Source organism: Dyella ginsengisoli LA-4 (assembly GCF_000334915.1).
Taxonomy (GTDB): Bacteria; Pseudomonadota; Gammaproteobacteria; order Xanthomonadales; family Rhodanobacteraceae; genus Dyella_A; species Dyella_A ginsengisoli_A.
Genome location: NZ_AMSF01000015.1, coordinates 77,166 through 101,013, shown reverse-complemented (window position 1 = coordinate 101,013; position 23,848 = coordinate 77,166). Strand labels below are relative to the sequence as shown.

Sequence of the window (23,848 nt, the reverse complement as noted above, 5' to 3'; positions counted from 1 at the left end):
GCTTGGGGCGATCGGGTAAAGTCATCGGATGCGCTTGCTCATCCTGCTCGTCGTGATCGCTTTCGTTGCCCTTGGCGTCATGCTCGGGGCGCTCAATGCCGACCTGGTCGTCTACGACTTCGGTTTTGCGAGCCTGTCGCTGCCCAAAGGGGCGGCCCTGCTGGCGGCGTTGCTGGTCGGCTGGCTGCTTGGCGGGTTGACGGCATGGCTGGGCCGGTTCCGTCGGCCGTCCCGTGGGAAGCGCTCGTCGCGGGTACCAGGCGAGGCGTCCCGCGCTCCATGAATCCCCTGTATGCGTTGTTGCTTCTGCCAGTAGCTTTCCTGAGCGGATGGTGGACTTCGCGGCGCGCCGGTGTGCGTCGTTCCGGCGCCCGGGTGAGCGAACTTTCCTCGGACTACTTCCGCGGTCTGAACTACCTGCTCAACGAAGAACAGGACAAGGCCATCGAGGTGTTCCTCAAGCTGGCCGAGTACAACCGCGATACCGTGGAGACCCACCTCGCGCTGGGCAACCTGTTTCGTCGGCGTGGCGAGGTGGATCGCGCCATCCGGTTGCACCAGCATCTGGTCTCGCGCCAGGGGCTGTCCGATGCGATGAAAACCGTCGCCCTGCTCGAACTGGGCGAGGACTACATGCGGGCGGGTCTGCTGGATCGCGCCGAGACCCTGTTCTGCGACCTGGTGGCGATGGATGCGCATGCTCCATCGGCCCTGCGTCACCTGATTGCGATCTACCAGCACGAGCGCGACTGGCACAAGGCGATCGAACACGCCCGCCGGCTGGAGGCGATGACCGGCGAAGACGAGTCGGCCATGGTGGCGCAGTTCTACTGCGAGCTGGCCGAACGTTCGCGCCAGGCGGGTGCCCGCGCCGAGGCGGCGGGTTACCTCAAGCAGGCTTTCGAATGCCAGCCGGACTGTGTCCGTGCCTTCATGCTCACCGGGCGGTTGCACGCCGAACAGGGCGAGCATGACGATGCCATCACCGCCTACGAGGCGGCCGTGGCGGCGGACGTGGCGTTTGTGCCCGAAATCCTGCCTCCGCTGCTGCACAGCTATGCCTGTACGCAGCAGATGGCGCGTGCCGAAACGTTCCTGCAGGACATCCTGACCCGCTATCACGGCATCTCGCCGGTGCTGGCACTGACCCGGCTGTATCAACAGCGCGACGGCGAGCGGGTGGCGGTCGACTTTCTCACCGGACAACTGCGCCAGCGCCCCTCGGTGCGCGGCCTGATGGCCCTGATCGATGCCACGATGGACAAGATCCAGGGCGAGGCGCGGGACAATTTCCTGATTCTTCGCGATCTCACCCGGAAATTGCTCGAAGGTCAGGCGATGTACCGCTGCAGCCGTTGCGGCTTCGGTGCCAAGGCACACCATTGGCAGTGCCCCAGCTGCAAGAGCTGGAGCACGATCCGCCCCATCCATGGCGTGGCCAACGAGTAGCGCGGAATGGTCTTGCCAGGGTCGGCCTTGTTGCTTCCACCGTTTTGCTTCCTCGTCGCCCTTGCGGTGGTGCGGGCGGCAATCGCCTATGCGCACCGCCGTGGCATGCTGGACCAGCCTGGACAGCGGCGCTCCCATACCATCCCGACTCCGCGCGGCGGCGGGATCGGCATCGTCGTCGCCGTGTTGATCGGCTTGCCGGTCATTGCCCTGGACGTTGTGTCGGCCGAGCACCGGCTGACGCTTGCTGCCGTCTGGCTGGGTCTGGCCTGCGTGGCGCTGACCGGATGGTGGGACGATCACCGCCCGCTTCCGATCATCCCCAGGCTGATGGCGCAGACGGCAGCTGCCGGATTGCTGGTGCTGGCCATGTGGACCGCCGGCGTCCCGGCGTGGTGGTTGCCGCTCCTGCTGTTCGTCGGCGTGGGGAGCATCAACCTGCACAATTTCATGGACGGCATTGATGGCCTGCTGGCACAGCAGGCGATGTTCGTGATGGCGGGGCTGGCTTGCCTTGCGCTGGCCCTGGCTCAGCCGGCCTATGGGCTGGCCATCGCGGCGCTTGCGGTGGGATTCGCGACGGCGGGATTCTGGGTATACAACCGGTCACCGGCCCGCATCTTCATGGGCGATGTCGGAAGCGGCTCGTTGGGGTTTCTGGTTTTCGCCATCGGAGCGATGCTCTGGCAGATCGCCCCCGCCACGTGCTGGCCAGCCGCCATCCTGTGCTCGGCGTTCTTCACCGACGCCGGCATGACGCTGCTGGTCAGGATCTGGCGAGGTCGCCGCTGGTACAGTGCGCATCGCGAACATCTTTACCAGTGGATGGTTCGCGGGGGGAGGTCCCATGGAGCGGTGTCCGGGTCGTACACGGCCTGGAACCTGCTGGTGTGCGCTCCGGCGGCGTATGCCGCATGGCGCATGGGCGCGGAAGGCTGGATGGTTTTTGCCGTGGTCTACGGCGTGTCGTTGGTGGTCTGGATGATGCTGAAGCGGCGTTGCCTTCGGCGAGCTAGGGAGCGGAAATTCTGATGTCGGTTCGTAAGTTCATCGCAGCGATTCACCCGCGCGCGGCTGTGGTGGTGCACGACCTCGCCGTGGCCGCTATCGCCTGGTGGCTTGCCAAGGCGCTTCGCTATGCGATGAAGCCGGATGAAGTGGTCAGCTTCTTCGCCCTGGAATTTCCGCTGGTCCTGGCCGTGCAGGGCCTGCTTTTTGCCTGGACCGGTCTGTACAAGGGTGTGTGGCGGTTCGCCAGCCTGCCGGACCTGTGGAACATCCTGCGCGCAGCCGTGGCCGGCAGCCTGGTGATCGGCCTGGTGCTGTTCCTCTACGACCGGCTCGCCGGGGTTCCCCGTTCGGTGCTGCTGCTTTACCCGGTGATCCTCGCCACCCTGCTCGGGGCGCCGCGACTGCTTTATCGGTTCTGGAAGGACAGTCGCGTCGACCTGTTCGAGTCCAGGCCGGCCAAGCGCGTCCTCATTGTCGGCGCGGACCGGGCCGGGGAGGCGCTGTTGCGCGACCTGCGTCGGGACAGCCGTTTCAATGTGGTGGGGTTCGTCGACGATCTGGGCAGCCTGCGCGGCGCCAAGATCAGCGGCTGTCCGGTACTGGGGCGGTTCGAGGATCTGCCTGATGTGGCGCGCGAGACCGGCGTGGAAATGTTGCTGATCGCGTTGCCCGGCGCGTCCACGGCGCAGATGCGCAGGGTGGTCGAGCTGTGCGACTCCACCGGACTGCCCTATCGCACGGTTCCGCGGCTCGAGGACGTCGTTGCCGGGCGCGCCCATTTCAACGAGATCAAGGAGGTCGCGATCGAGGATCTGCTCGGGCGCGATGCCATCCAGCTCGACTGGACTGCGATCCGCGAGAATCTCACCGGCCAGCGCGTGATGGTGACCGGTGGCGGTGGCTCGATCGGTTCGGAGCTGTGTCGCCAGGTGGCGCGGCTCGGCGCGGCGGCGCTGACCGTGGTCGACAACAGCGAGTACAACCTCTATCGCGTGGCCAAGGAACTGGCTGCGGATTTCCCCGAGCTGATTCTGGATGGCGTACTGGCCGATTGCGGCGACCGCGTCGCGATGGCGCAGGTGTTCGTCGACCACAAGCCGCAGGTGGTTTTCCATGCGGCCGCCTACAAGCACGTGCCGCTGTTGCAGAGCCAGTTGCGTACGGCCTTCCGCAACAACGTGCTCGCCACGCGCCAGGTCGCCGAACTGGCCCACGAGCACGGCGTCGGGTGCTTCGTGCTGATCTCCACCGACAAGGCCGTGAATCCCACCAGCGTGATGGGGGCATGCAAGCGCATCGCGGAGATCTGGTGCCAGAACCTCAGTGCCCGCTCGTCGACCCGCTTCATCACCGTGCGCTTCGGCAACGTACTCGACTCGGCCGGCTCGGTGGTGCCGCTGTTCCGTCAACAGATCCGTGACGGTGGGCCGGTTACCGTCACCCACCCGGAGATGTCGCGCTACTTCATGACGATTCCGGAGGCGTGCCAGTTGATCCTGCAGGCATCCACCCTGGGCCGCGGCGGAGAGATCTTCGCGCTGGACATGGGGGAGCCGGTGAAGATCCGCGATCTGGCCGAGCAGATGATCCGGCTGGCTGGAAAGAAACCAGGCACCGAGATCCCCATTGTCTATACCGGGCTGCGAGCGGGCGAGAAGTTGTTCGAGGAGTTGTTCCACGCGCAGGAAAACTATAGCGAGACCGCCCACGCGAAGATCTTCCTGGCACAGCACCGCGAGGTGGCCTGGGAGTTGCTGGTGGCGGCCATCAACAAATCGGCGGAAGCGGTCGACCGCTTCGATGAAGAGGAACTGCGGCGTTGCGTGTCCAGTCTGTTGCCCTCGTTCCGCTGGAGCGAGACGGCGCAGCCGGCCAACGTCGTATCCATCCGTCGCCAAGAGACTGGAGAAAGGTAAGTGAGCAAGTCGTTGCGCAAGGTGGTGTTCCCCGTCGCCGGACTCGGCACCCGGTTTCTCCCGGCCACCAAGGTGGTGGCCAAGGAGATGCTGCCGGTGCTGGATCGTCCGCTGATCCAGTACGCGGTGGACGAGGCGGTCGACGCGGGGGCCGACACCCTGGTGTTCGTCACCAACCGTTACAAGCACGCCATCGCCGACTATTTCGACAAGGCCTACGAGCTGGAGGCCAAGCTGCAGGAGAAGGGCAAGTCCGACCTGCTGGCAATGGTGCAGGGCACGCTGCCCAGGCACGTGAGGGCGATCTTCGTCACCCAGCCCGAAGCGCTCGGCCTCGGCCACGCGGTGCTGTGCGCCAAGCCGGTGGTCGGCGACGAGCCGTTTGGGGTGATCCTGCCTGACGACCTGATCTGGAATACCGGCCGCGGTGCCCTGGGGCAGATGGCGGAGCTCTCCCAGGCGCAGGGCGGCGCGGGCGTGATCGCCGTGGAGGAAGTGCCGCGCGACGAAACCGACAAGTACGGCATCGTGGCCGCCACGCCGGTGGACGAGCGCAGCGCCGAGATCCGCCACATGGTGGAAAAGCCGAAGCCGGCGGACGCGCCCTCCAATCTCGCCGTGGTCGGTCGCTACGTGCTGCCCGGGCGCATCTTCGAGCTGCTCGAGCGCACCACGCCCGGAGCCGGTGGCGAGATCCAGCTCACCGACGCCATCGAGGCGCTGCTCAAGGAGCAGGGCAAGGTGCTGGCCTACCGTTTCCAGGGCACCCGTTTCGACTGCGGCAACAAGGCCGGCCTGGTACGCGCCACCATGCATATGGCCATGCAGGATCCGAAGCTGGCTGCCGTGGTGCGCGAATTCGTTGCCACCCACTGACGGCGTTGTCTTCCATCTGCGGCGTTCGGTCCTGCGCTCGATCCGGGCCGGACGTCGTGGACCCCGCCGATGGCGGTAATACGGTTATCCTCCGGACTTCGTCGATAGCCGGTCCGCCCTTCCCGTGATGCCATCTGCACCGGCCGCCTCCTACTACCGCGCCACCGCGAATGCCTACACGCCTTTCGCGCCGCTGCAAGGCCGGCGCGAGGCCCGCGTGGCGATCATCGGTGGCGGTTACGCCGGGCTCAATACCGCGCTGGGTCTGGCCGAGCGTGGTGTCACCGATGTGGTACTGCTTGAGCGCGAGCAGGTGGGCTTCGGTGCTTCCGGGCGCAACGGTGGTTTCGTCTTTGCCGGCTACTCGCTCGGCGAGCAGTCGCTGCTCGACCAGCTCGGTGCCGAGCGCGCACGCGCGCTGTTCGGGCTGACCACGGCGGCCGTACACCGCATCCGCGACCGTGTCGCCCGCTACGACATCGCCTGCGACGCCGTGGATGAAGGCGTGATCTGGGCCAACTGGTTTCGCGACCCGGCCGTATTGCGCGACCGTCAGAGCCTGCTGGCCGAACGCTACGGCGTGCACTGGGAATGGCTCGATCAGGCCGAGCTGCGCGACCGCGTGCGCAGCGAACGCTATTTCGACGGGCTTTACGAACGCGACGCGCTGCACCTGCATCCACTGAACTACGCCATCGGCCTGGCCGCGGCGGCGGCGGGGCAGGGTGTGTCGATCCATGAAGGAACCGCGGCAAAGCGCATGGAGCGCGTCGGTCTGCGCTGGAGGATCGCCACGGCGCAGGGCGAGATCTTCGCCGACCAGGTGGTGCTCGCCTGCGGGGGATACCTCGCGGGGCTGCAGAAACCGATCGATCGCGCGATCCTGCCGATCGCGACCTACGTGATGGTGACCGAGCCGCTCGGGGACCGCCTGGACGACTGCCTGCGTACGCGAGCGGCGATCTACGACAGCCGTTTTGCTTTCGACTATTACCGTCCGCTGCCCGATCGCCGGCTGCTGTGGGGCGGACGGATCTCGGTGCTCAACCGTTCGCCCCAGGCCGTGCAGCGGCTGCTCACGCGGGACCTGCTGCGGGTCTTCCCGCAGCTCAAGGGTGTGCGCATCGACCATGCGTGGTCCGGCCTGATGAGCTATGCACGCCATCAGATGCCGCAGATCGGCAGCGACGGCAACGGCCTGTGGTGGGCGCAGGCGTTCGGCGGTCATGGAGTGGGGCCGACCTGTGCGGCGGGCGAACTGGTCGCCGCCGCGATCGCCCAGGGCGACGAGGGCTGGAAGCAGTTCGCCGATTACGGCCTGCCCAGCACCTGGCGGCCATTCGGCTTTGCGGGGGCCCAGGCCACCTACTGGTGGCACGAGTTCAACGACTGGCTGAAGACCCGCCTGGAAGGCTGAGCATGGCGAACGGGGCATGCCGGCCCCGCGCATGGCCGCTACCCTACGGCTTTTCCGCAGCGCACTGCATGAGTCCATGAGCGACGCCGACATTCCCGCACAGATCAGCTGGGCCGACTTCGAGCGCGTGCTCATCGTCGCCGGCACCGTCACCCGGATCGAAGCGTTTCCCGAGGCCCGTCGTCCGGCATGGAAGGTGTGGGCGGACTTCGGTCCCTACGGCGAGCGCAAGACCAGTGCGCAGATCGTGTCGCTGTACCGCCCCGAGGATCTCGTCGGTCGGCAGATCGTCGGCGTGATCAACTTCCCCGAGAAGCAGATCGGGCCGTTCCGCTCGCAGTTCCTGCTGACCGGGTTCCACACGGATCAGGGTGTCGTCGTCACCACTGTCGAACGTCCGGTGCCGAACGGCTCGCGTCTGTCCTAGGCGGACGCCGCAGAGGAGACACCGGTTCGCGCCCGCCGGGCAACGGGGGCCTGATGCGCGCGGTCCGGCGTCATTCGCGCGAGTCCTTGCGGCCATCGAGCCAGACTTCCAGCCCTTGCGTGTTGAGGGTGATGTCCATGTCCAGCGCCAGCGCCTCCAGTGCCTCGCGGCCCTTGGTCCAGCCGTGGGCCTGGGCGCGGGAAAAGTACAGGTCGGCCAGCGAGGCACGAAGCCGATGGTACCGATCCGGCTGGGTGTCGGCTTCGAGTGCCAGCTCCACCATGGCATCGATCTGTGCGTGAAGGTCGGCAGCCAGCCGTTCCACCGCTTCCACGCGACCGTAGTGGGTCAGGTACATCGCCTCGGGGTCCAGCGCGAGCAGACGGTCGATCGAGTCGTGCAGGGCCTCCGGATCGAACTGCACCGGCGAGGTGGTCGGAATGATGAAGGGACCCTGGTCGGTATCCAGATCGCGGTAGGACAGGCCGAAGGTGTCGCCGGTGAAGCAGGCGTTCGACTGGCGGTCGTAGATCGCCATGTGGTGCTTGGCGTGTCCGGGCGTGTGGACGCACAGCAACTGTCGATCCTGGAGGTGCACGATGTGTCCGTCGGCCGCCTCGATCACGCGTTCGGCCGGCACCGGGCGCAACCGCCCGTAGGTTTCGTCCATCACTGCCTCGCCGTACACCGCACTGGCGCCGGCCCAGAGTTTCGAGGGGTCGATCATGTGGCGCGCCCCGCGCGGATGCACCACCAGTTTTGCGTTCGGCAGCTCGGCCATCAGCTCGCCGGCGCCGCCGGCATGGTCGAGGTGCACGTGGGTGAGAATCAGCCAGTCCACATGCGCGGGTGTCAGCTCGGCGGCGTCCAGCGCGGCGAGCATGCGCGGCACGGCGTAGTTGGTGCCGCAGTCGATGAACGCCGCGCGATCGCCTTCCACCACGAGGTAGGCGGCGTCGAATTGCGGGCGCACGAAGCCGGTGTCGATGGTGTGGATACCGTAGGGAACGCTCATGACTGCCTCCGTCCAGGAACAGCCGTCAGGGTAGCAAGCCACCCCGTGACGGGCAGTTGAACCTTGGTCGCGGGACGGCTGGGCCGGCAAGCGCGGGGCATCCTCCGGGCCGCGATCCGTGAGCAGCGATGGAAGATGCGCCGGAGGAACTGGTTCACGCTGACGGCTGCCGGGGGCGCCGCCGCGTCGATCGGGGACTTCCTCGACGAGTGCCATATCGCGATGCCACTGTTCGAGCGGCATGGTCAGGCCGACTGGCGGCGACCGGGGCTCCATGCAGCGCCACCTGCGACAGGGCCATGACGCATGGATTGTGTCGCTGACCCCGGCCACCCGCCTTTCGACGGGTGGCCGGGGTGGTTCATGCCGCGGCGTCCACCAGCACCAGCTCGGCGTCCTCCAGTGCGGTGACACGCAGGGCCGGTTCGTTGCGGATGGCCGCGCCGTCGCGCGCGTCCAGCGACACGCCATTGACCTCCACCTTGCCACTGGCCGGAACCAGATAGCCGTGGCGGCCGTCGGCCAGCGCGTAGGTGGTGCTCTCGCCGGCCTTCAGCGTGGCGCCCAGCACGCGCGCGTTGGTCCGCAGGGGCAAGGCGTCGGTGTCCTCCTGGAATCCGCTGGCGAGGGTGACGAAGCGCCCGGCACGATCGCCACGCGGGAACGGCTTGGCACCCCAGGAGGGCGGACGGCCGTGTTCGTCCGGGATGATCCAGATCTGGAAGATCCGCGTGGTGCCCGGCTCGAGGTTGTATTCGCTGTGGGTAATGCCGCTGCCTGCGCTCATCACCTGCACGTCGCCTGCCTCGGTGCGCCCTTCGTTGCCGAGGTTGTCCCGGTGGGTGATGGCGCCCTCGCGCACGTAGGTGATGATTTCCATGTCCGCGTGCGGATGCGGCGGGAAGCCGGTACCCGGGGCGATGGTGTCGTCATTCCACACGCGCAGGGCGCCCCAGCCCATCCGGCGCGGGTCGTGGTAACCGGCGAACGAAAAGTGGTGCTTGGCGTTGAGCCAGCCGTGGTCCGCACCGCCGAGGGTGCTGAAAGGACGGCGTTCGATCATGACGTTCTCCCATGTGTCTGGCGCCGGTTGGCGCCCTGGGGCGGACATTAGGCGCAATGCCTTCGTGCGCATAGTGGCGCCAATGGAACTGATTGTTGCCGTATTGGATCAATATGGGAAACGATCAGGAGCCCCTCGCCAGCACCAGCTTGCCGATGTGCTGCGAGCTCTCCATCAGCGCATGCGCCCGTGAAGCTTCGGCCGCCGGGAACACCTGGTGCACCACCGGCCGCACCGTGCCCGCGGCCAGCAAGGGCCATACGTGCTCATGCAGCGCCTGGGCGATCGCCGCCTTGAACGCCACCGGCCGGTTGCGCAGGGTCGAGCCGGTGATCGTGTGGCGCCGGCGCATCAGCGCACCGGCGTCGATCGTGGCGGCGCTGCCGCCCAGCGTGGCGATGATTACCAGCCGGCCGCCTTCGGCCATGGCGTCGAGTTCGCGGGGCACGTAGTCGCCGGCGACCATGTCCAGCACCACGTCCACGCCGCGCCCGTCGGTCAGCGCCTTGATCCGTGCCACGAAATCCTCCTCGCGGTAGTTGATGGCCTCGGCACCCAGGTCGGCGCAGGCGCGGCATTTCTCCTCGTTGCCGGCGGTGGCGAACACCCGGTGGCCGAGCGCGTGCGCCAGCTGGATCGCGGTGACGCCGATGCCGCTGGAGCCACCCTGTACCAGCAGGGTTTCCCCGGCACCGCCTTCGCCCCGGCCGAGCTGGCCGCGGTCGAACACGTTGCTCCATACCGTGAAAAAGTTTTCCGGCAGCGCCGCAGCTTCGAGCAGGCTCAGGCCTTTGGGCACCGGCAGGCACTGGCCCAGCGGCGCCACCGCGTATTCGGCGTACCCGCCGCCGGCAAGCAGGGCGCAAACGGCGTCTCCGGCTTTCAGGCCAAACGGGTTGTCGCCAGTGAGGTCGCCCTCGACCAACTGGCCCGCCACCTCGAGCCCGGGCAGGTCGGAGGCGCCTGGCGGTGGCGGGTAGCGGCCGAGGCGCTGGAACACGTCGGGCCGATTCACCCCGGAAGCCGCGACCCGGATCAACACTTCGCCAGGCCCCGGAACCGGACGTGGCCGTTCGCACGGCGTCAGTACTTCCGGACCACCCGGTTCCCGGATGGCGATGGCGTGCATGGTGGTCATCGCAGGCTCCTGATCAACGAGAAAGATCGTCAATGATCGCGCAACGGCAGTGCAGGGCGTGCGATGTACCCTTGGCGCCAGGCGGGGAGGCGTGCATGCGGGAAGGGAATACGACGGCACCGATTCGATCCGGCGGGCGTAGTGGGCCCGTGTCGGCGCGCTGGATCGCCAGCGTGCTGTTGCTCGTGCAGTTGACCGGTTGCGCGCTGGTCCATGTGAAGCAGGGCGACCCGCGGGACTACGACGAAGGCCGTCGCGGCGATGTCCTCAGCACCGGCCATCTCAGCTATGCCAGCCGCAACGCGATCTCGCGGCTGGGGCTCGACCCCGATCGCTGCGTGGCCGAGCCGTCGCCCTGCGTGGCGGCGTTGCGCGAGGCGACCATCCTGGGCAATGACGCGCGCCTCTCGGCGCTGGCCGAGCTGGCCCTGGACGGTGCGCTCAAGGCCGACCGCTCCGCCGACCGCGATACCGCAGGTCCGATCGCCGACTACCTCGATGCCGCACGTTATGCGTACGCATATCTGTTCTTCGGCGAGCGCACGCCGCGCGAACGCGCTTTCGAGGATCGGCAGACGCAGATGCGCGACAGCTACAACTATGCCGCGGAGCGCGTCGCGGCACTGCTGTTCGCGCGGGGGCAGCGGGCGGGGCATGTTCATCCACCGTCGCCGGGCAGCGTCGAAGCGGTGGATGGCTGGCGCCTTCGCTACGGCGAGATCCAGCTGACCTTGCCGCGCGGCGCGCCGAAGCTCGAAGCCATGGTGCCGGCCTCCCGCCTGCGCATCGACGGGCTCGAGAGCGTCTATCGCCGGGACGGCCTCGGTGCCGAGGTGGTGATGGTGGCGCGTCCGACCCAGGCCGCCCGGCGGGCGCCGACGCAACCGTTCGCCGAGACCGGGTACCTGCCGGCAACGGTGTTGCTGCAATTTCCCGGCGACACCCTGGCGCAGGTGCTCGACACCCGCGAGGCCGTGGTCGATGCGCTCGATCCGTATCGCCAGGACACGATGCAACTGGACGGCCAGACCGTGCCGCTGGCGGCCAACTTCAGCGCACCGTATGCGCTGTGGCTGGCCGAGTCCGGCTTCAACCGCAAGGCGATCGACAACCTGCTCGGGCGCGACAACGCGCTCGATCATCCGCGCGTGATCCTGATGCAGCCGTACGATCCCCACCGACTCACCGTGGTGATGATCCATGGCCTGGCCTCCAGTCCCGAGGCCTGGGTGAATCTCGCCAACGAGGTGATGGGCGACGAGGCGCTGCGCAGGCGCTACCAGATCTGGGAGGTCTATTACCCGACCAACGCGCCGATCCCGGTGAACCTGGTGCAGATCCGGGCGGCGCTGGAGCAGACCTTCGCCGCGCTCGATCCGGCCGGCACCGCGCCGGCCAGTCACCATGTCACGCTGATCGGCCACAGCATGGGGGGCGTGATTGCGCGGTTGCTGGTGGTCGACAGCGGCGACGTGCTCTGGCAGCGCATCTTCCATGCCCCTCCGGATTCTCCACGGCGCAAGCGACTCGCCGCGTTGGCGCCCTATCTCACCATCAAGCCGCTGCCCGGCGTGGACGAGGCGATCTTCCTCGCCGCTCCGCATGCCGGCACGCCGGTAGCGGGTCACTGGCTGGCACGCATGGTCACCAGGCTGATCCGTCTGCCGAAGACCTTGCTGGATGCCACCACCCGCATTGCCGATGCGCTGGCCGGGGAACTGCCGGAGCAGGCGGCACTGTTCCGCGCCGCGCCAACGGGCGTCAACGTACTGCGCGACACCGGTCCATATCTCCGGGCCACGTCCGCGCTGCCGATCGTGCCCGGCGTGCGCTACCACTCGATCATTGCCCGGCGCAGCGCGGAAGGGCCGCTGGAGGCCTCCAGCGACGGCTTCGTGCCTTATGCCAGTGCACACCTGGCGGGCGCTGCGAGCGAAAAGGTGATCGTCTCCGGCCACAGCGTGCAGGAGACGCCGCAGGCGATCCTGGAGATCCGCCGCATCCTGCGCGAGCACGCAAGTCTGCCTGCCGGGGACGCGATCGTGCCGCGTGCATCGGACACATCGCGCTAACACCAGGCTTGTCCGGGCGGCATATGCTCCACCGGCCACCCCACCTGGGAAGCACCGATATGTCGATCCGAAACCTCGTCCTGCCGCTGCTGTTGACGTTGGCGGCGTGTACGGCGTGCTCCGCCAAGCCGGTGCCCGGCGCGTCCCCGGATTCCGTCGTTCCGGTTGATCCGACCTCCTTGCAGGGCTACCACTGGAAGCTGCAGTCGGCGACCGATGCGACTGGCAAGCGCATCGCGGCCCTGTTCGTGCGCCCCGACCGGCCGGTGCAGCTGGATTTCTCGCAGAATCACCTGACGATCGGCCAGCTGTGCAACGCCAGGGGAGCGAATTACCACATCGAACAGGGACAACTCGTGCTGGGCCCGATGCTTTCCACCCAGATGGCCTGCCTGCAGGCCGGCCTGGGCGGCCTCGATCAGGCCGTGGTGCAGAGGTTGAAGAGCCGGCCATCGATCTCGATCGACCGGGAGGGAGCCATGCCCCAACTGCAACTGGCCACCGCCGACGGCGACATGTTGCAGTTCACCGGGCAGCCGACGGCCGAGAGGCGCTACGGTGGGCCAGGGCAGGTCGAATTCCTGGAGGTGGCAGCGCAGGACGTGCCCTGCGATACCGGCGCATCCGGCGACACTCGATGCCTGAGCGTGCGGGACCGGCATTACGACGCCCACGGCCTGAAGAGCGGCGAGCCCGGGCCGTGGCATGTCATGGCATCGGGCATCGAGGGTTACACGCATGAACCCGGCATGCGCAACGTCCTGCGGGTGAAGCGCTTCGATACCTCGGAAGGGCCGGTCTACGTGCTCGACATGGTGGTTGAATCGGAGAAAGTGGCCACGCCCTGATCCTGGCGCGGAGCGCGGCCGGAGCGTGAACGCACCGGCCGCGGTGGGACCTCAGTCGTCGGTACCGACCACCTTGCCGGTATCCGGATCGACGTCCAGCTTCACGTGCTTGCCGGCGCTGTTCTCCGCCTTGGCGGTCCACAGCCCGTCATCGAAATCCACGTCGTGCACGTCGGTGTAGCCGGCGCTGGAGAGGGCGGCACGGATGTCGTCTTCACCCAGGCGGGCCAGTTTCTGGTCGTCCGGATAGGCCTTGCCGGTGCGGGCGTCGATGCGCAGCTGCACGTGGTGGCCATTGCCGCTCTCGGCCTTGGCGCGCCACATGCCGTGATTGAATTCCAGATCATCGACGTCGCTGTAGCCCTGCTGATGCAGCTGCGTCCGGATCTGTGCCTTGGTCATCACGCCATGGTCCGGCGACTGCGCCATCGCCACGCCGGCGAGGCCCAGCGCGAGGGCGGCGGAAAGTACGATCGTCTTCATCGCCTCGTCTCCTGTGGGGAAAGGGAGCCACGAGTCTTGGCAGGCGTGGATCAGCGAGCGGTGAAGGCGGCGTGGCGGGCGCGTGGTGGGTTCAGGCGGCGTACCGGGGGTGGGCGGTGCTAAGGTCGCGTGTGGTCAGGGTCCGGGATGTACCGAATATGTCCAGTTCCAGCCGCGTCGACGACGTCGACATGAGCGCCGAGCGCCTGCCTCCGCGGCAGGTGTCCACGCGCAAGTTTCCGGTGATGTCCATGGCGCCTACGCCGTCGCTGGACACGTCGGACTGGAGCCTGGCCCTCCGGAACGGCGTGCGGCCGATCAAGCGCTGGGACTGGGCAGGGTTCTGCGCGCTACCCCGGCAGCGCATCGTGCGCGACATCCATTGCGTCACCCGCTGGTCCAGGCTCGATACGGCGTGGGAGGGCGTGGCGCTGGACGACCTGCTCGCCGACGCGGGCATCGCTCCACCCAGCGGCTTCGTGCTGGCGCACAGTGCCGACGGCTACTCCACCAACCTGCGGATCGACGATCTGCTCGGCGGACGCGCGATGATCGCCACCCATTACGATGGCCAGCCGCTGCCACCGGATCACGGCGGTCCGGCCCGATTGCTGGTGCCTCACCTGTATTTCTGGAAGTCCGCCAAATGGCTTACCGGCCTGCAGTTCACCGCGCGCGACGAAGCGGGGTTCTGGGAGTTGCGCGGGTATCACATGCGCGGGGATCCCTGGCGCGAGGAGCGGTTCGCGGACGATGAATAAGGGTGGCGATTCCTTTTTTCGACCGAGCCGCTGCGGCCCTGGACAAGGCCCGCACCGGATCCGTTTGTGCAGCAGCGCGCCATGACGGAAAGCGCCATGCACAGGTCCCGTCCTGCCATGAAAATTCTCCTGTTCGGCAATTCCGGGTCCGGCAAAAGCACGTTGGCCAAGAGGCTGGCTGCGGAGCATGGACTGGCGCATCTCGATCTGGACTCCATCGTCTGGGAGCCGGGGAAGATCGCCGTGCAGCGATCGACCGAAGCCATTGCCGAGTCCCTTGCGGCGTTTCTCGCCGGGCATGATCGCTGGGTGATCGAGGGTTGCTACGGCGAGCTGGTTCAGGCTGCGTCCGCCCATTGCACGGAACTGGTGTTCCTCAACCCCGGACTGGAAACCTGCCTGGAACACAACCGCCGGCGTCCCTGGGAGCCGCACAAGTACGCCTCGAAAGAGGCGCAGGACGCCATGCTCGAGCCTCTGCAGGCCTGGGTGGCCGGCTACTACGAACGTGAGGATCAGTGGTCGTACCAGGCGCATCGGCGCATCTACGATTCCTTTGCGGGCCGCAAGAGCGAGCGTCTCGATGGCAGCGGGGCTCGCGGCGGATCGGGGCTTCAAGAGTCTTCCGGCCGGTAATGCCAGATGCTTCCCGATTCCGTGGAGCACCGCATCAAAGCGAACCTTCAGGCCGTGCATCCCGTGCTCGCCTGCCGCGAGGTGGGTGAGTCGGTGCGCTTCTACCGCGATCCCGGTTTCGCGCTGTTGTTCCAGGACACACCCGACGCGCCGACGTACGCAGCCATGGGGCGGGACGGGGTGGAGATCCACCTGCAGTGGGCGGACGCGGGGCAGTGGGCTTGTCCCGTCGATCGTCCGGCCTGCCGCTTCCGGGGGGCCGATGTGGACGCGCTCTACGAGGAGTTCGTCGCGAGCGGCAGCATCAGCGAGGAGCACGGCCCGGAAGGTCCCTGGGCGAGACCGTCGCAGACGCCCTGGGGAACCCGCGAGTTCCATCTCCACGACCCCGGCTGGAACGTTCTCCAGTTCTATTCCGTTCGGTAGAAAGCGGCCTTCGCAGCGACGTACGCAGCCGCGATTGATGGGGGTCAATACGCTTGCGCTTGCGCGGGCCTAGGGTGTCGGGCGTGGTGATCGGCCACGTTCGCACGGGTATCGCGATGAAGGTTTGGACGGTGAGGCGCGGTCGCGTGAGCGTGGGGCGATCGCGATGAAGGCGCCCGACGATTCCGGGGCCGGCGGTGCCGGGCGGTCCGATGCGGCGGCAGTCGCCGCGGTGCTGGGCGGCGGTCCGGACAGGAGGCGCGGTCGCCGGGCCCTGCGCTGGATGCTGATCGTCCTCGCGCTGCTGGTCGTGGTGGTGGCCGGTTACGGCTGGTTCCTGCGTGGTCGCCAGGCGGCCCAGCCGCGCTACCAGACGGCCGAGGTCTCCCGCGGCAACCTGGTGGTGACGGTCGCGGCCACCGGCAACCTGCAGCCGACCAACCAGGTGGACGTGGGCAGCGAGCTGTCCGGCATTATGGAGTCGGTCAAGGTCGACGTGAACGACACGGTCAGGCGCGGCCAGGTACTGGCCCAGCTTGACGTGTCGCGGCTCACGGACCAGATCGCCAGTGCCCGCGGGGCGCTGGCCGCAGCACGCGCCCAGGTCCGGCAGGCCGCGGCCACCGTGACCGAGACGCGCCTGCAGCTGAGTCGCCTCACGCGCATGCACGCCACCAGTGGCGGCACGGTGCCGGCCCAGGTGGACATCGATACCGCACGCGCCGCCCTGCAGCGTGCGCAAGGCGCCGAGGCGAGCGCGCAGGCGGCGGTGGTGCAGGCGCAGGCGTCGCTCAGCACCGGCGAAACCAACCTGGCCAAGGCGTCGATCCGTTCGCCGATCGATGGCGTGGTGCTCAGTCGTTCGATCGAGCCGGGGCAGACGGTGGCCGCCTCGCTGCAGGCGCCGGTGCTGTTCACCCTGGCCGAGGATCTGTCGAAGATGGAGCTGCAGGTGGACGTGGACGAGGCCGACGTGGGCCTGGTGCACGAAGGTCAACCGGCAACCTTCACGGTGGACGCCTACCCCGGTCGCGAATACCCGGCGAAGGTCCGCCGGGTGGGCTTCGGCTCGCAGACCAAGGATGGCGTAGTGTCCTACCTCACCGTGCTCACCGTGAACAACGACGACCTCAGCCTGCGCCCGGGCATGACGGCCACCGCCGCGATCGTGGTCAACGAGCGCCATCAGGTGCTGCTGGTGCCGAGTGCCGCGCTGCGTTTCACGCCGGCATCCACGACGTCCGGCCAGACCTCCGGCAGCCTGGTCAGCCGGCTGATGCCGCGGCCGCCGCACGGCCCGAGTCGCGTGGCGTCTGGGACCGGCAAGTCACGCCAGGTATGGCTGCTGCGCGACGGCGAGCCGCTGGCGGTGCCGGTCACGGTCGGGGCCAGCAATGGGCAACTGACGGAAGTGACCGGCGGCGGGCTGCAGCCCGGCATGCGGGTGATCACCGAAAGCCTGGGCGGTGCCCCGTGAGCCAGGGCGATGGCGCCGCGGCGCCGCTGATCGAACTGGCCGGCGTCACCAAGACCTACGGCCAGGGCGCGGTGGCGTTCCAGGCGCTGCGCGGGGTGGACCTGGTGGTGGAGGAGGGCGAGTTCGTGGCGATCATGGGGCCGAGCGGTTCGGGCAAGTCCACCGCGATGAACATTCTCGGCTGCCTCGACGTGCCGACCACCGGCAGCTACCGCTTCCGCGGCACCGCGGTGGAGCGGCTGTCGCGCAACCAGCGGGCGCTGCTGCGTCGGCATTACCTGGGTTTCGTGTTCCAGGGCTACAACCTGCTCGGGCGCACCACGGCGCTGGAGAACGTGGAGCTGCCGCTGCTGTATCGCGGCGAGCCGCCGGCCGCACGCCATGCCGCGGCCCGCGAGGCACTGGCGGCCGTGGGGCTGGCCGGCTGGGAACACCACGTGCCGGCCGCGCTTTCCGGCGGCCAGCAGCAGCGGGCCGCGATCGCCCGCGCCATCGTCACCCATCCCGCGGTGCTGCTCGCGGACGAGCCCACCGGCAATCTCGACACCCAGCGCAGCCAGGAGATCATGGACCTGATCGTGGCGCTCAATCGCGACCGTGGCATCACCGTGTTGATGGTGACGCACGAACCGGACATGGCCGCCTATGCCCGGCGCGTGGTGCGCTTCGTCGACGGCCAGGTGGAGAGCGACACGCGACAGGCGGGGGTGGCCTGATGTTCTGGAACACGCTGCTGCTGGCGCTGAAGGAAATCCGCCGCAATCTCACGCGAAGCTTCCTCACCGTGCTCGGCATCCTGATCGGCGTGGCCGCGGTGATCACCATGGTCACGCTCGGCAACGGCGCCACCGCGTCGGTATCCGCGCAGATCGCCAGCCTCGGCAGCAACCTGCTGATGGTGCGTCCCGGCCAGCGGCTGGGACCGACCCGCGACACCGCGGGCGCAGCGGCCTTCCGCCTGGCCGATGCCGGTGCAATCCAGAGCCAGGTAAGCGGCCTGGCCGGCGTGGCGCCGGTGGTGTCGCGCACGGTGACCGTGGTGCACCTGGCCAGCAACTGGTCCACCAGCGTGGTGGGCACCACCAACGACTACTTCACCGCGGGAAGCTGGAAGTTCGCCGCGGGGCGACCCTTCCTTGACACCGAGCTGCAGGCAGGCAAAGCGGTGTGCGTGCTGGGAGAGACCACGCGCAGCAAGCTGTTCGGCAGCGAGAACCCGGTCGGCGGCGCGATCCGCGTCAAGCAGTTTTCCTGCGAGGTGGTTGGCCTGCTCGCGGCGAAGGGCCAGTCGTCGATGGGACGCGACCAGGACGACACGGTGGTGATGCCGCTGCGCACGGTGCAGCGGCGGCTGGCCGGCAACCAGGACGTGGGTATGGTGCTGGTATCGGTGCAGCCCGGCGTGCCGACCGCGCAGGCCAAACAGCGGATCGAGGCCCTGCTGCGCGAGCGCCGGCACATCGCCGACGGCCAGGAGGACGACTTCAACGTGCTCGACACGCGCGAGATCGCCGACATGCTCTCCAGCACCACGCGCGTGCTGACCCTGCTGCTCGGCGCGGTAGCGGCGGTGAGCCTGCTGGTGGGCGGCGTGGGGATCATGAACATCATGCTGGTATCGGTCACCGAGCGCACCCGCGAGATCGGCATCCGCCTGGCGGTCGGCGCGCTGGAACGCGAGGTGCTGCTGCAGTTCCTGATCGAGGCGGTGGTGCTGTCCTCGATCGGCGGATTGCTGGGCGTGCTGCTGGCGACGGCCGGCTCGATCGTGCTGGCGCGGGTGCTGGAGGTGCCCTACGTGTTCGGGCTGTCGATCAACCTGTTGGCGTTCGCCTTCTCGGCGGTGATCGGCGTGGTGTTCGGCTACTTCCCCGCACGCCGGGCGGCGAGGCTGGACCCGATCGAGGCGCTGCGCCACGAATAGCGCAGGCGGCAAGGTGGGTGCGGCCGGCGGCCGGTCCGGAGATACTCTGGCCATCTATCCGCCACCGATGCAGGCACCCATGGGCAAGACCCGGCTCGAAGCGTTCAGCGATGGCGTGCTCGCCATCATCATCACCATCATGGTGCTGGAGATGAAGGTGCCGCACGGTGCGTCGCTGGATGCACTGTGGCCGGTGCTGCCGGTGTTCCTCAGCTACGTGCTGAGCTTCGTGTATGTCGGCATCTACTGGAACAACCATCACCACATGCTGCACCTGGTGCGCAGAGTGAGTGGTGGCATTCTCTGGGCCAACCTGCACCTGCTGTTCTGGCTGTCGCTGCTGCCGTTCGCCACCGGCTGGATGGGCGAGAACCACCTCGCCGCCGTGCCCTCGGCGCTGTATGGCGTGGTGTTGCTGATGGCGGCCCTGGCGTACTGGATCCTGCAGCGGACGATCATCCATGTGCAGGGTCCGGAGTCGGCGCTGGCAGGTGCGCTCGGCCGCGACTGGAAGGGCAAGCTGTCGCCGCTGATCTACGTGGCCGGCATCGTCTTCTCGGTGTGCGCGCCGGGCCTGGGCATGGCGTTCTACGCCGGTGCGGCCCTGCTCTGGCTGGTGCCCGACCGGCGGATCGAGCGGGTGGTGGTGCAGTCGCACGATTGACGGGCGCGGCAGGGTGCCGCAGCGGCCCGGCGAGAGCCGTCGGGTGGTTCGCCGATTGACCTGCGTCATCGGCGGTCCTGGCGGAGAGGCCCAGGATGGGTGGCATCCGACCGATGCCATGGAGACCGCCATGTCGAGCAAGTCCTTCGTCGAGATCACCCAGGATCTCAACCGCGCCATTGCCACCATCCGCGCCGCTGCGCCGGGCACGATGGGCGGGTTTTCCGCCATGGCCAAGGCCGCGCTCGAGCCGGGAGCGCTCTCGGCCATCGACAAGGAACTGATCGCGCTGGCCATCGGTGTGGCCGGACACTGCGACGGCTGCATCGGCTTCCACGTAAAGGCGCTGGTGCGCCTGGGCGTTGAGCGCGAGAAGTTCATCGAGACGCTGGCGGTGGCGGTCTACATGGGCGGCGGCCCGTCGCTGATGTACGCGGCCGAGGCGGTGCGTGCGCTGGAGGAGTTCGGCGAAGCCTGCCAGCCCACCGCGAGCGAGGTCTAGCGAGGCCGGTGCCCGCTCAGTTCGTGGCCTGCATCGGGCGCGAAGCGCAGGTGCCAGACCGTCGAGCTGAGCGAGACCAGGGTCACCGCGACGAAGGCAAAGGAAAAGTCGCCGGCCTGCGGATGCGCGTGGCCACGCACGCCCATCACCAGCTTCAGCAGCAGCGCGCCGGCACAGACGCCAAACGAGAGCATCAGTTGCTGCAGCGTGGTGTACAGCGCGTTGGCCGCGCCCAGTCGTTCGCGCGGCACGCCTTCGTAGGCGACGGTGTTGTAGGCGGCGAACTGGAACGACATCACCGCGCCGCAGCCCATCAGCAGTCCGAACATCGCCGCGAACGGCCAGTCCGGCCGGAACAGCGCGCACACGGCGTAGGCCAGGCTGCTCAGCACGCCGTTGTAGATCATGCCGTTGCGGAAGCCGACCAGCTGCAGCAGGCGCGGCGTGAACGAGCGGGTGAGCAGGGCGCCCAGGGCGGTGGCGAGGATCAACTGGCCGCTGCGCACGGCGGAGAAGCCGAAGCCGATCTGGAACATCAGCGGCAGCAGGAACGGCTGCGCGCCCTGGGTGATGCGCATCAGCGAGCCGCCGATCACCGACAGCCGGAACGAGTCGATGCGCATCAGCGACAGATCGAGCAGCGGATGCACACTCCGGCGTGCGTGCCACAGATAGCCCAGACAGCCGGCGATACCGACCGCCAGCAGCGTCGCGGCCATCGCCAGGTCCGCGCTCTGGCCGACCATTTCCAGCCCGAACAGCAGGCCGCCGAGTCCCGCACCGCACAGCGCGAAGCCGCCGAGGTCCAGCGGGCTGTGTTCGGCATGCGGCGCAATCGGCGGGATGAAGCGCCGCACCAGCCAGACCCCGAGCAGGCCGATCGGCAGGTTGATGTAGAAGATCCAGCGCCAGGTCAGGTAGGTCACGATCAGGCCGCCCAGCGGCGGGCCGGCGAGCGGCCCCAGGAAGGCCGGCACCAGCGACCAGGACATGGCCGACACCAGGTGCTTGCGCGGCACGGCCGACAGCAGGATCAGCCGTCCGATCGGCGCCATCATCGCGCCGCCGGCCCCCTGCAGCAGCCGGGCGGCCACCATCGCCGGCAGGTTGGGCGCCAGCGAACAGGCGACCGAGCCGAGCAGGAACACCCCGATGGACGCGGCGAACACGCGGGTCGCGCCGAAGCGGTCGGCGACCTTGCCGCTCACCGGAATCAGGATCGCCAGGGCCAGCAGGTAGCTGGTCATCGCGATGCTCATGGCGGGCGCGCCGACGTGGAAGTCGCGCGCCATGGTGGGCAGGGCGGTGGCCAGCACCGTTGCGTCCAGCTGCTCCATGAAGATCGCGCAGGCGATGATCAGCGAAATGACGCGGTAGTCGGGAAACGCCGGCGTCCCGGTATCGGACGCAAGGGGGGCCGCGGTCGACTGGCTCACGGAGGGACTCGGTGCGGGCGTGGGAAGCCGGCAGCGGTCGTGGGGGTGGCCGCGGCGGCGCTTGCGCCCGGGGAGCGGCGCGGCGCGGATTATAGAGGGCCGCCCGCTATCGACAACGAGACCTGGCGGCCGGGCATCGCGGGGATGCCCGGCCATGTGCCGGTGACGGTCAGTCGGCGGCGTCGTCGGGTGGAACCGGGGGCGCCGGAGGCGGCGGTGGCGCGTCGAGTTGCGGCGGCTGCGGCGGGCGTGGAGCCATCGGCGGCGGAGGTGGCGGAGGCGGCGGCGGGAAGTCGCTCAGTGCCTTCCAGCGATCCATGGCCTTGTCGCCGACGATGCCGCGGAGCTTGTCGCAGGTGGCCTTGTCGTCCTGGTGACGCCGCTCGAACAACTGCTGCACCTGCCGGGCCTGGTCGGTGCTGATTCCGAGCACCGCCTGCCAGCGGCTTTCACGGGTGAAGTCGGGAAACATCGGGTGCGACGTGGACTTCCACTGCCGGTCGAGGCAGCCGGGCGGCAGCGGCGGCAACGGAACGCCATCGACCGTCACCCGGGTACGATCGACTTCGATTCGATGGGCGTTCTGGGCGGTCGGCGGCGTCTGGCCCATCGGTTTGCCGGCCTGTGCCGACGCGGCGCCGGCACAGGCGAGACTGGCGAGGACGACGATCAAGCGGGTTTTCATCAGGTGAACTCCTTGGAGTGGCCGGGTGATCCGACGGACGTCACGATGACCTGCAAGATCGCAGGCAATATGCAGGGAATGTGGAGGCGGTGGGACGGGGCGGCCGCTATGCTCGGCCGCCATGACACCGGCTTCTTCCCGACCCACCGGCTGGCGCCTGCGTGTGGCGCACAAGCTGTTCCTGTTGCTGGCGATGGCGATCGCGTTCTCGCTGCTGGCGATGGGTCTGCTGACCGTGCACCACCTGCGCAGCGGCTTCGTCGCGTACGTGAACGATGCCGACCTGGACCGTCTTGCCCCGCTGGCGCACACGCTGGCCCGGCGCGGCGATGCCGGGAGCGGGTTTGACGGTCTGCGCGATCCGCAGGTCTGGCATTCGGTGTTGCAACGCTCGCTTGTGCCGGATCAGCACCCGGTGGATGAGGGGACGGGGCCGCAGCCTTCGCCGCTGGAGGCGCCGCCACCTCCACCTCCGCCCCCACCGCCGCTGCCCCCGCCACCGCCCCCTCCGCCGGCGGTGGCGCAGACCCCGTCGGCGCCTCTGCCGTCGAGGGTCAGCCTGCTCGATGCCGACCGTGCCGTGGTCGCGGGGGAGATCCCGCCACCGGGCGCCCTGGAGCGCCCGATCCGGGTCGACGGCAACGTGGTGGGCTGGCTGGCGCTGCGCCCGCTGAGCCGCCCGGCCGATCCCCGCGATACCGCGTTCCTCGCTGCGCAGGTGCGCGGTATGGCCTGGCTGGCCGGGCTGCTGCTGTTGCTGGCGATGGCCGTGGCGTGGGCCTTCGCCCGTCACCTGCTCGCGCCGCTGCGTGACGTCGAAAAGGCGGCGCGCAAACTCTCCGACGGCGCGTTCGGCGGGCAGCTGACCACGCACCGACAGGACGAGCTGGGCGATCTGGTACGGCACGTCAATCGCCTGAGCAAGGCGCTGGCGGCGCACGACACCGCGCGGCAGCGCTGGATGGCCGACATCTCGCACGAACTGCGCACGCCGCTGGCGATCGTGCGCGGCGAACTGGAAGCGATGCGTGACGGCGTGCGGCCGACGGATGCCGCGACACTGGCCTCGGTGCACGAGGAGGTGATGCGGCTCGGTCGGTTGGTGGATGACCTGCACCAGTGGTCGATGGCCGATGCCGGGTCGCTGAGCTACCGGCCGGCACGACACGACCTGGCCGAGCTGCTGATCGAGGGCGTGGCACGTTTCGAGGCCGCCGCGCAGCGAGCCGGCATCGTCATCATCATCGCTCACGCCGATCAGCCGGCGCCGGTCCATGTCGATGCCGATCGCATGCGCCAGCTGATCGACAATCTGCTCAGCAACAGCCTGCGCTACAGCGAGCGCGAGGGCAGGATCGAGGTGGGGTTGTTCGTCGAGGGCGACCAGGCCTGCCTGCGCATCGACGACACTCCGCCCGGCGTGCCCGAAGAAGCCTTGCCGTTCCTGTTCCAGCCGCTGTACCGCGTCGACGGCTCGCGCAATCGCGCCCTCGGCGGCAGCGGACTGGGTCTGGCGATCGCGCAGCGGATCGCCATCGCACACGGAGGCACGCTGACAGCCGCGGCCTCGCCGCTCGGCGGCCTGCGGATGGAACTGCGCCTGCCGCTGGAGGCCGCCTGAG

24 protein-coding genes are annotated in these 23,848 nt (G+C 68.3%); 18 read left to right on the top strand and 6 right to left on the bottom strand.

Annotation, left to right across the window (positions count from 1 at the left end):
* The first annotated feature begins 28 nt into the window (after window positions 1–28).
* The 7 genes from C693_RS0103165 (at window position 29) to C693_RS0103135 (ending at window position 7,096) form a co-directional block, all read left to right on the top strand.
* On the top strand, window positions 29–283 hold the full coding sequence (locus C693_RS0103165; RefSeq protein WP_017460804.1) for a hypothetical protein: 255 nt from the start codon (window positions 29–31) through the stop codon (window positions 281–283).
* Entirely contained in the window at window positions 280–1,449 is a 1,170-nt protein-coding gene (lapB, locus tag C693_RS0103160) for a lipopolysaccharide assembly protein LapB (RefSeq protein ID WP_026107143.1), read from the top strand. Before C693_RS0103165 ends, lapB begins: the two co-directional genes overlap by 4 nt.
* A 27-nt stretch (window positions 1,450–1,476) precedes the next feature.
* Window positions 1,477–2,481, top strand: coding sequence for an MraY family glycosyltransferase (locus C693_RS0103155; protein WP_026107142.1), 1,005 nt, complete (start codon window positions 1,477–1,479; stop codon window positions 2,479–2,481).
* Window positions 2,481–4,376 (top strand): polysaccharide biosynthesis protein, encoded by a 1,896-nt coding sequence (locus tag C693_RS0103150; RefSeq protein WP_017460801.1) that lies wholly within the window; start codon window positions 2,481–2,483, stop codon window positions 4,374–4,376. The genes C693_RS0103155 and C693_RS0103150 overlap by 1 nt, the downstream gene beginning before the upstream one ends.
* Complete coding sequence (galU, locus tag C693_RS0103145) at window positions 4,377–5,252, top strand: UTP--glucose-1-phosphate uridylyltransferase GalU (RefSeq protein WP_017460800.1); 876 nt, start codon at window positions 4,377–4,379, stop codon at window positions 5,250–5,252.
* Between the two features lie 127 nt (window positions 5,253–5,379).
* A complete protein-coding gene (locus C693_RS0103140) occupies window positions 5,380–6,669 on the top strand; it encodes an NAD(P)/FAD-dependent oxidoreductase (RefSeq protein WP_017460799.1) in 1,290 nt (429 codons plus the stop codon).
* 76 nt (window positions 6,670–6,745) lie between these two features.
* Window positions 6,746–7,096 (top strand): tRNA-binding protein, encoded by a 351-nt coding sequence (locus C693_RS0103135; protein WP_026107141.1) that lies wholly within the window; start codon window positions 6,746–6,748, stop codon window positions 7,094–7,096.
* 70 nt (window positions 7,097–7,166) lie between these two features.
* Here C693_RS0103135 and C693_RS0103130 read toward each other — a convergent pair whose 3' ends face one another.
* The 3 genes from C693_RS0103130 to C693_RS0103120 all read right to left on the bottom strand — a co-directional run bounded on the left by C693_RS0103130 (window position 7,167) and on the right by C693_RS0103120 (window position 10,312).
* Window positions 7,167–8,111, bottom strand: coding sequence for an MBL fold metallo-hydrolase (locus C693_RS0103130; protein WP_017460797.1), 945 nt, complete (start codon window positions 8,109–8,111; stop codon window positions 7,167–7,169).
* Between the two features lie 361 nt (window positions 8,112–8,472).
* Complete coding sequence (locus tag C693_RS0103125; RefSeq protein WP_017460796.1) at window positions 8,473–9,174, bottom strand: pirin family protein; 702 nt, start codon at window positions 9,172–9,174, stop codon at window positions 8,473–8,475.
* Window positions 9,175–9,298: 124 nt separating this feature from the next.
* Window positions 9,299–10,312: a zinc-binding dehydrogenase gene (locus C693_RS0103120; protein ID WP_017460795.1), complete on the bottom strand. Its 1,014-nt coding sequence runs from the start codon at window positions 10,310–10,312 to the stop codon at window positions 9,299–9,301.
* A 149-nt stretch (window positions 10,313–10,461) separates the two neighbouring features.
* Here C693_RS0103120 and C693_RS20990 point away from each other — a divergent pair, with 149 nt between their 5' ends.
* Window positions 10,462–12,384 (top strand): esterase/lipase family protein, encoded by a 1,923-nt coding sequence (locus C693_RS20990; protein ID WP_017460794.1) that lies wholly within the window; start codon window positions 10,462–10,464, stop codon window positions 12,382–12,384.
* A 23-nt stretch (window positions 12,385–12,407) separates the two neighbouring features.
* Complete coding sequence (locus tag C693_RS0103110; RefSeq protein WP_241762622.1) at window positions 12,408–13,232, top strand: META domain-containing protein; 825 nt, start codon at window positions 12,408–12,410, stop codon at window positions 13,230–13,232.
* Between the two features lie 51 nt (window positions 13,233–13,283).
* Here the strand turns inward: C693_RS0103110 and C693_RS0103105 are convergent, their stop codons facing one another.
* On the bottom strand, window positions 13,284–13,715 hold the full coding sequence (locus C693_RS0103105; protein ID WP_017460792.1) for a PepSY domain-containing protein: 432 nt from the start codon (window positions 13,713–13,715) through the stop codon (window positions 13,284–13,286).
* 158 nt (window positions 13,716–13,873) lie between these two features.
* Here C693_RS0103105 and C693_RS0103100 point away from each other — a divergent pair, with 158 nt between their 5' ends.
* The 8 genes from C693_RS0103100 to C693_RS0103065 all read left to right on the top strand — a co-directional run bounded on the left by C693_RS0103100 (window position 13,874) and on the right by C693_RS0103065 (window position 20,105).
* Window positions 13,874–14,476 (top strand): sulfite oxidase-like oxidoreductase, encoded by a 603-nt coding sequence (locus tag C693_RS0103100; RefSeq protein ID WP_017460791.1) that lies wholly within the window; start codon window positions 13,874–13,876, stop codon window positions 14,474–14,476.
* Window positions 14,477–14,542: 66 nt separating this feature from the next.
* Window positions 14,543–15,112, top strand: coding sequence for an AAA family ATPase (locus C693_RS0103095; RefSeq protein ID WP_241762621.1), 570 nt, complete (start codon window positions 14,543–14,545; stop codon window positions 15,110–15,112).
* Window positions 15,113–15,118: 6 nt separating this feature from the next.
* Window positions 15,119–15,538: a bleomycin resistance family protein gene (locus C693_RS0103090; protein ID WP_017460789.1), complete on the top strand. Its 420-nt coding sequence runs from the start codon at window positions 15,119–15,121 to the stop codon at window positions 15,536–15,538.
* A gap of 166 nt (window positions 15,539–15,704) precedes the next feature.
* Entirely contained in the window at window positions 15,705–17,015 is a 1,311-nt protein-coding gene (locus C693_RS24150) for an efflux RND transporter periplasmic adaptor subunit (protein WP_017460788.1), read from the top strand.
* Window positions 17,012–17,731 carry an ABC transporter ATP-binding protein gene (locus tag C693_RS0103080; RefSeq protein ID WP_017460787.1) on the top strand — a complete coding sequence of 240 codons (720 nt, stop codon included), beginning with the start codon at window positions 17,012–17,014 and terminating at the stop codon, window positions 17,729–17,731. The genes C693_RS24150 and C693_RS0103080 overlap by 4 nt, the downstream gene beginning before the upstream one ends.
* Window positions 17,731–18,939, top strand: a complete 1,209-nt coding sequence (locus C693_RS0103075) for an ABC transporter permease (RefSeq protein ID WP_017460786.1) — start codon at window positions 17,731–17,733, stop codon at window positions 18,937–18,939. Before C693_RS0103080 ends, C693_RS0103075 begins: the two co-directional genes overlap by 1 nt.
* 79 nt (window positions 18,940–19,018) lie before the next feature.
* Entirely contained in the window at window positions 19,019–19,603 is a 585-nt protein-coding gene (locus tag C693_RS0103070) for a TMEM175 family protein (protein ID WP_017460785.1), read from the top strand.
* Window positions 19,604–19,733: 130 nt separating this feature from the next.
* Window positions 19,734–20,105 carry a carboxymuconolactone decarboxylase family protein gene (locus tag C693_RS0103065; RefSeq protein ID WP_043598434.1) on the top strand — a complete coding sequence of 124 codons (372 nt, stop codon included), beginning with the start codon at window positions 19,734–19,736 and terminating at the stop codon, window positions 20,103–20,105.
* On the opposite strand, the gene C693_RS0103060 is transcribed toward C693_RS0103065, so the two are convergent.
* Both C693_RS0103060 and C693_RS23550 read right to left on the bottom strand, forming a co-directional pair.
* On the bottom strand, window positions 20,102–21,541 hold the full coding sequence (locus C693_RS0103060) for an MFS transporter (protein WP_017460783.1): 1,440 nt from the start codon (window positions 21,539–21,541) through the stop codon (window positions 20,102–20,104). The genes C693_RS0103065 and C693_RS0103060 overlap by 4 nt on opposite strands.
* A gap of 169 nt (window positions 21,542–21,710) precedes the next feature.
* Window positions 21,711–22,226, bottom strand: a complete 516-nt coding sequence (locus C693_RS23550) for a hypothetical protein (RefSeq protein WP_017460782.1) — start codon at window positions 22,224–22,226, stop codon at window positions 21,711–21,713.
* 121 nt (window positions 22,227–22,347) lie between these two features.
* On the opposite strand from C693_RS23550, the gene C693_RS20985 reads away from it, so the two are divergent.
* On the top strand, window positions 22,348–23,847 hold the full coding sequence (locus C693_RS20985; RefSeq protein ID WP_157798545.1) for an ATP-binding protein: 1,500 nt from the start codon (window positions 22,348–22,350) through the stop codon (window positions 23,845–23,847).
* Window position 23,848: the final 1 nt, after the last annotated feature.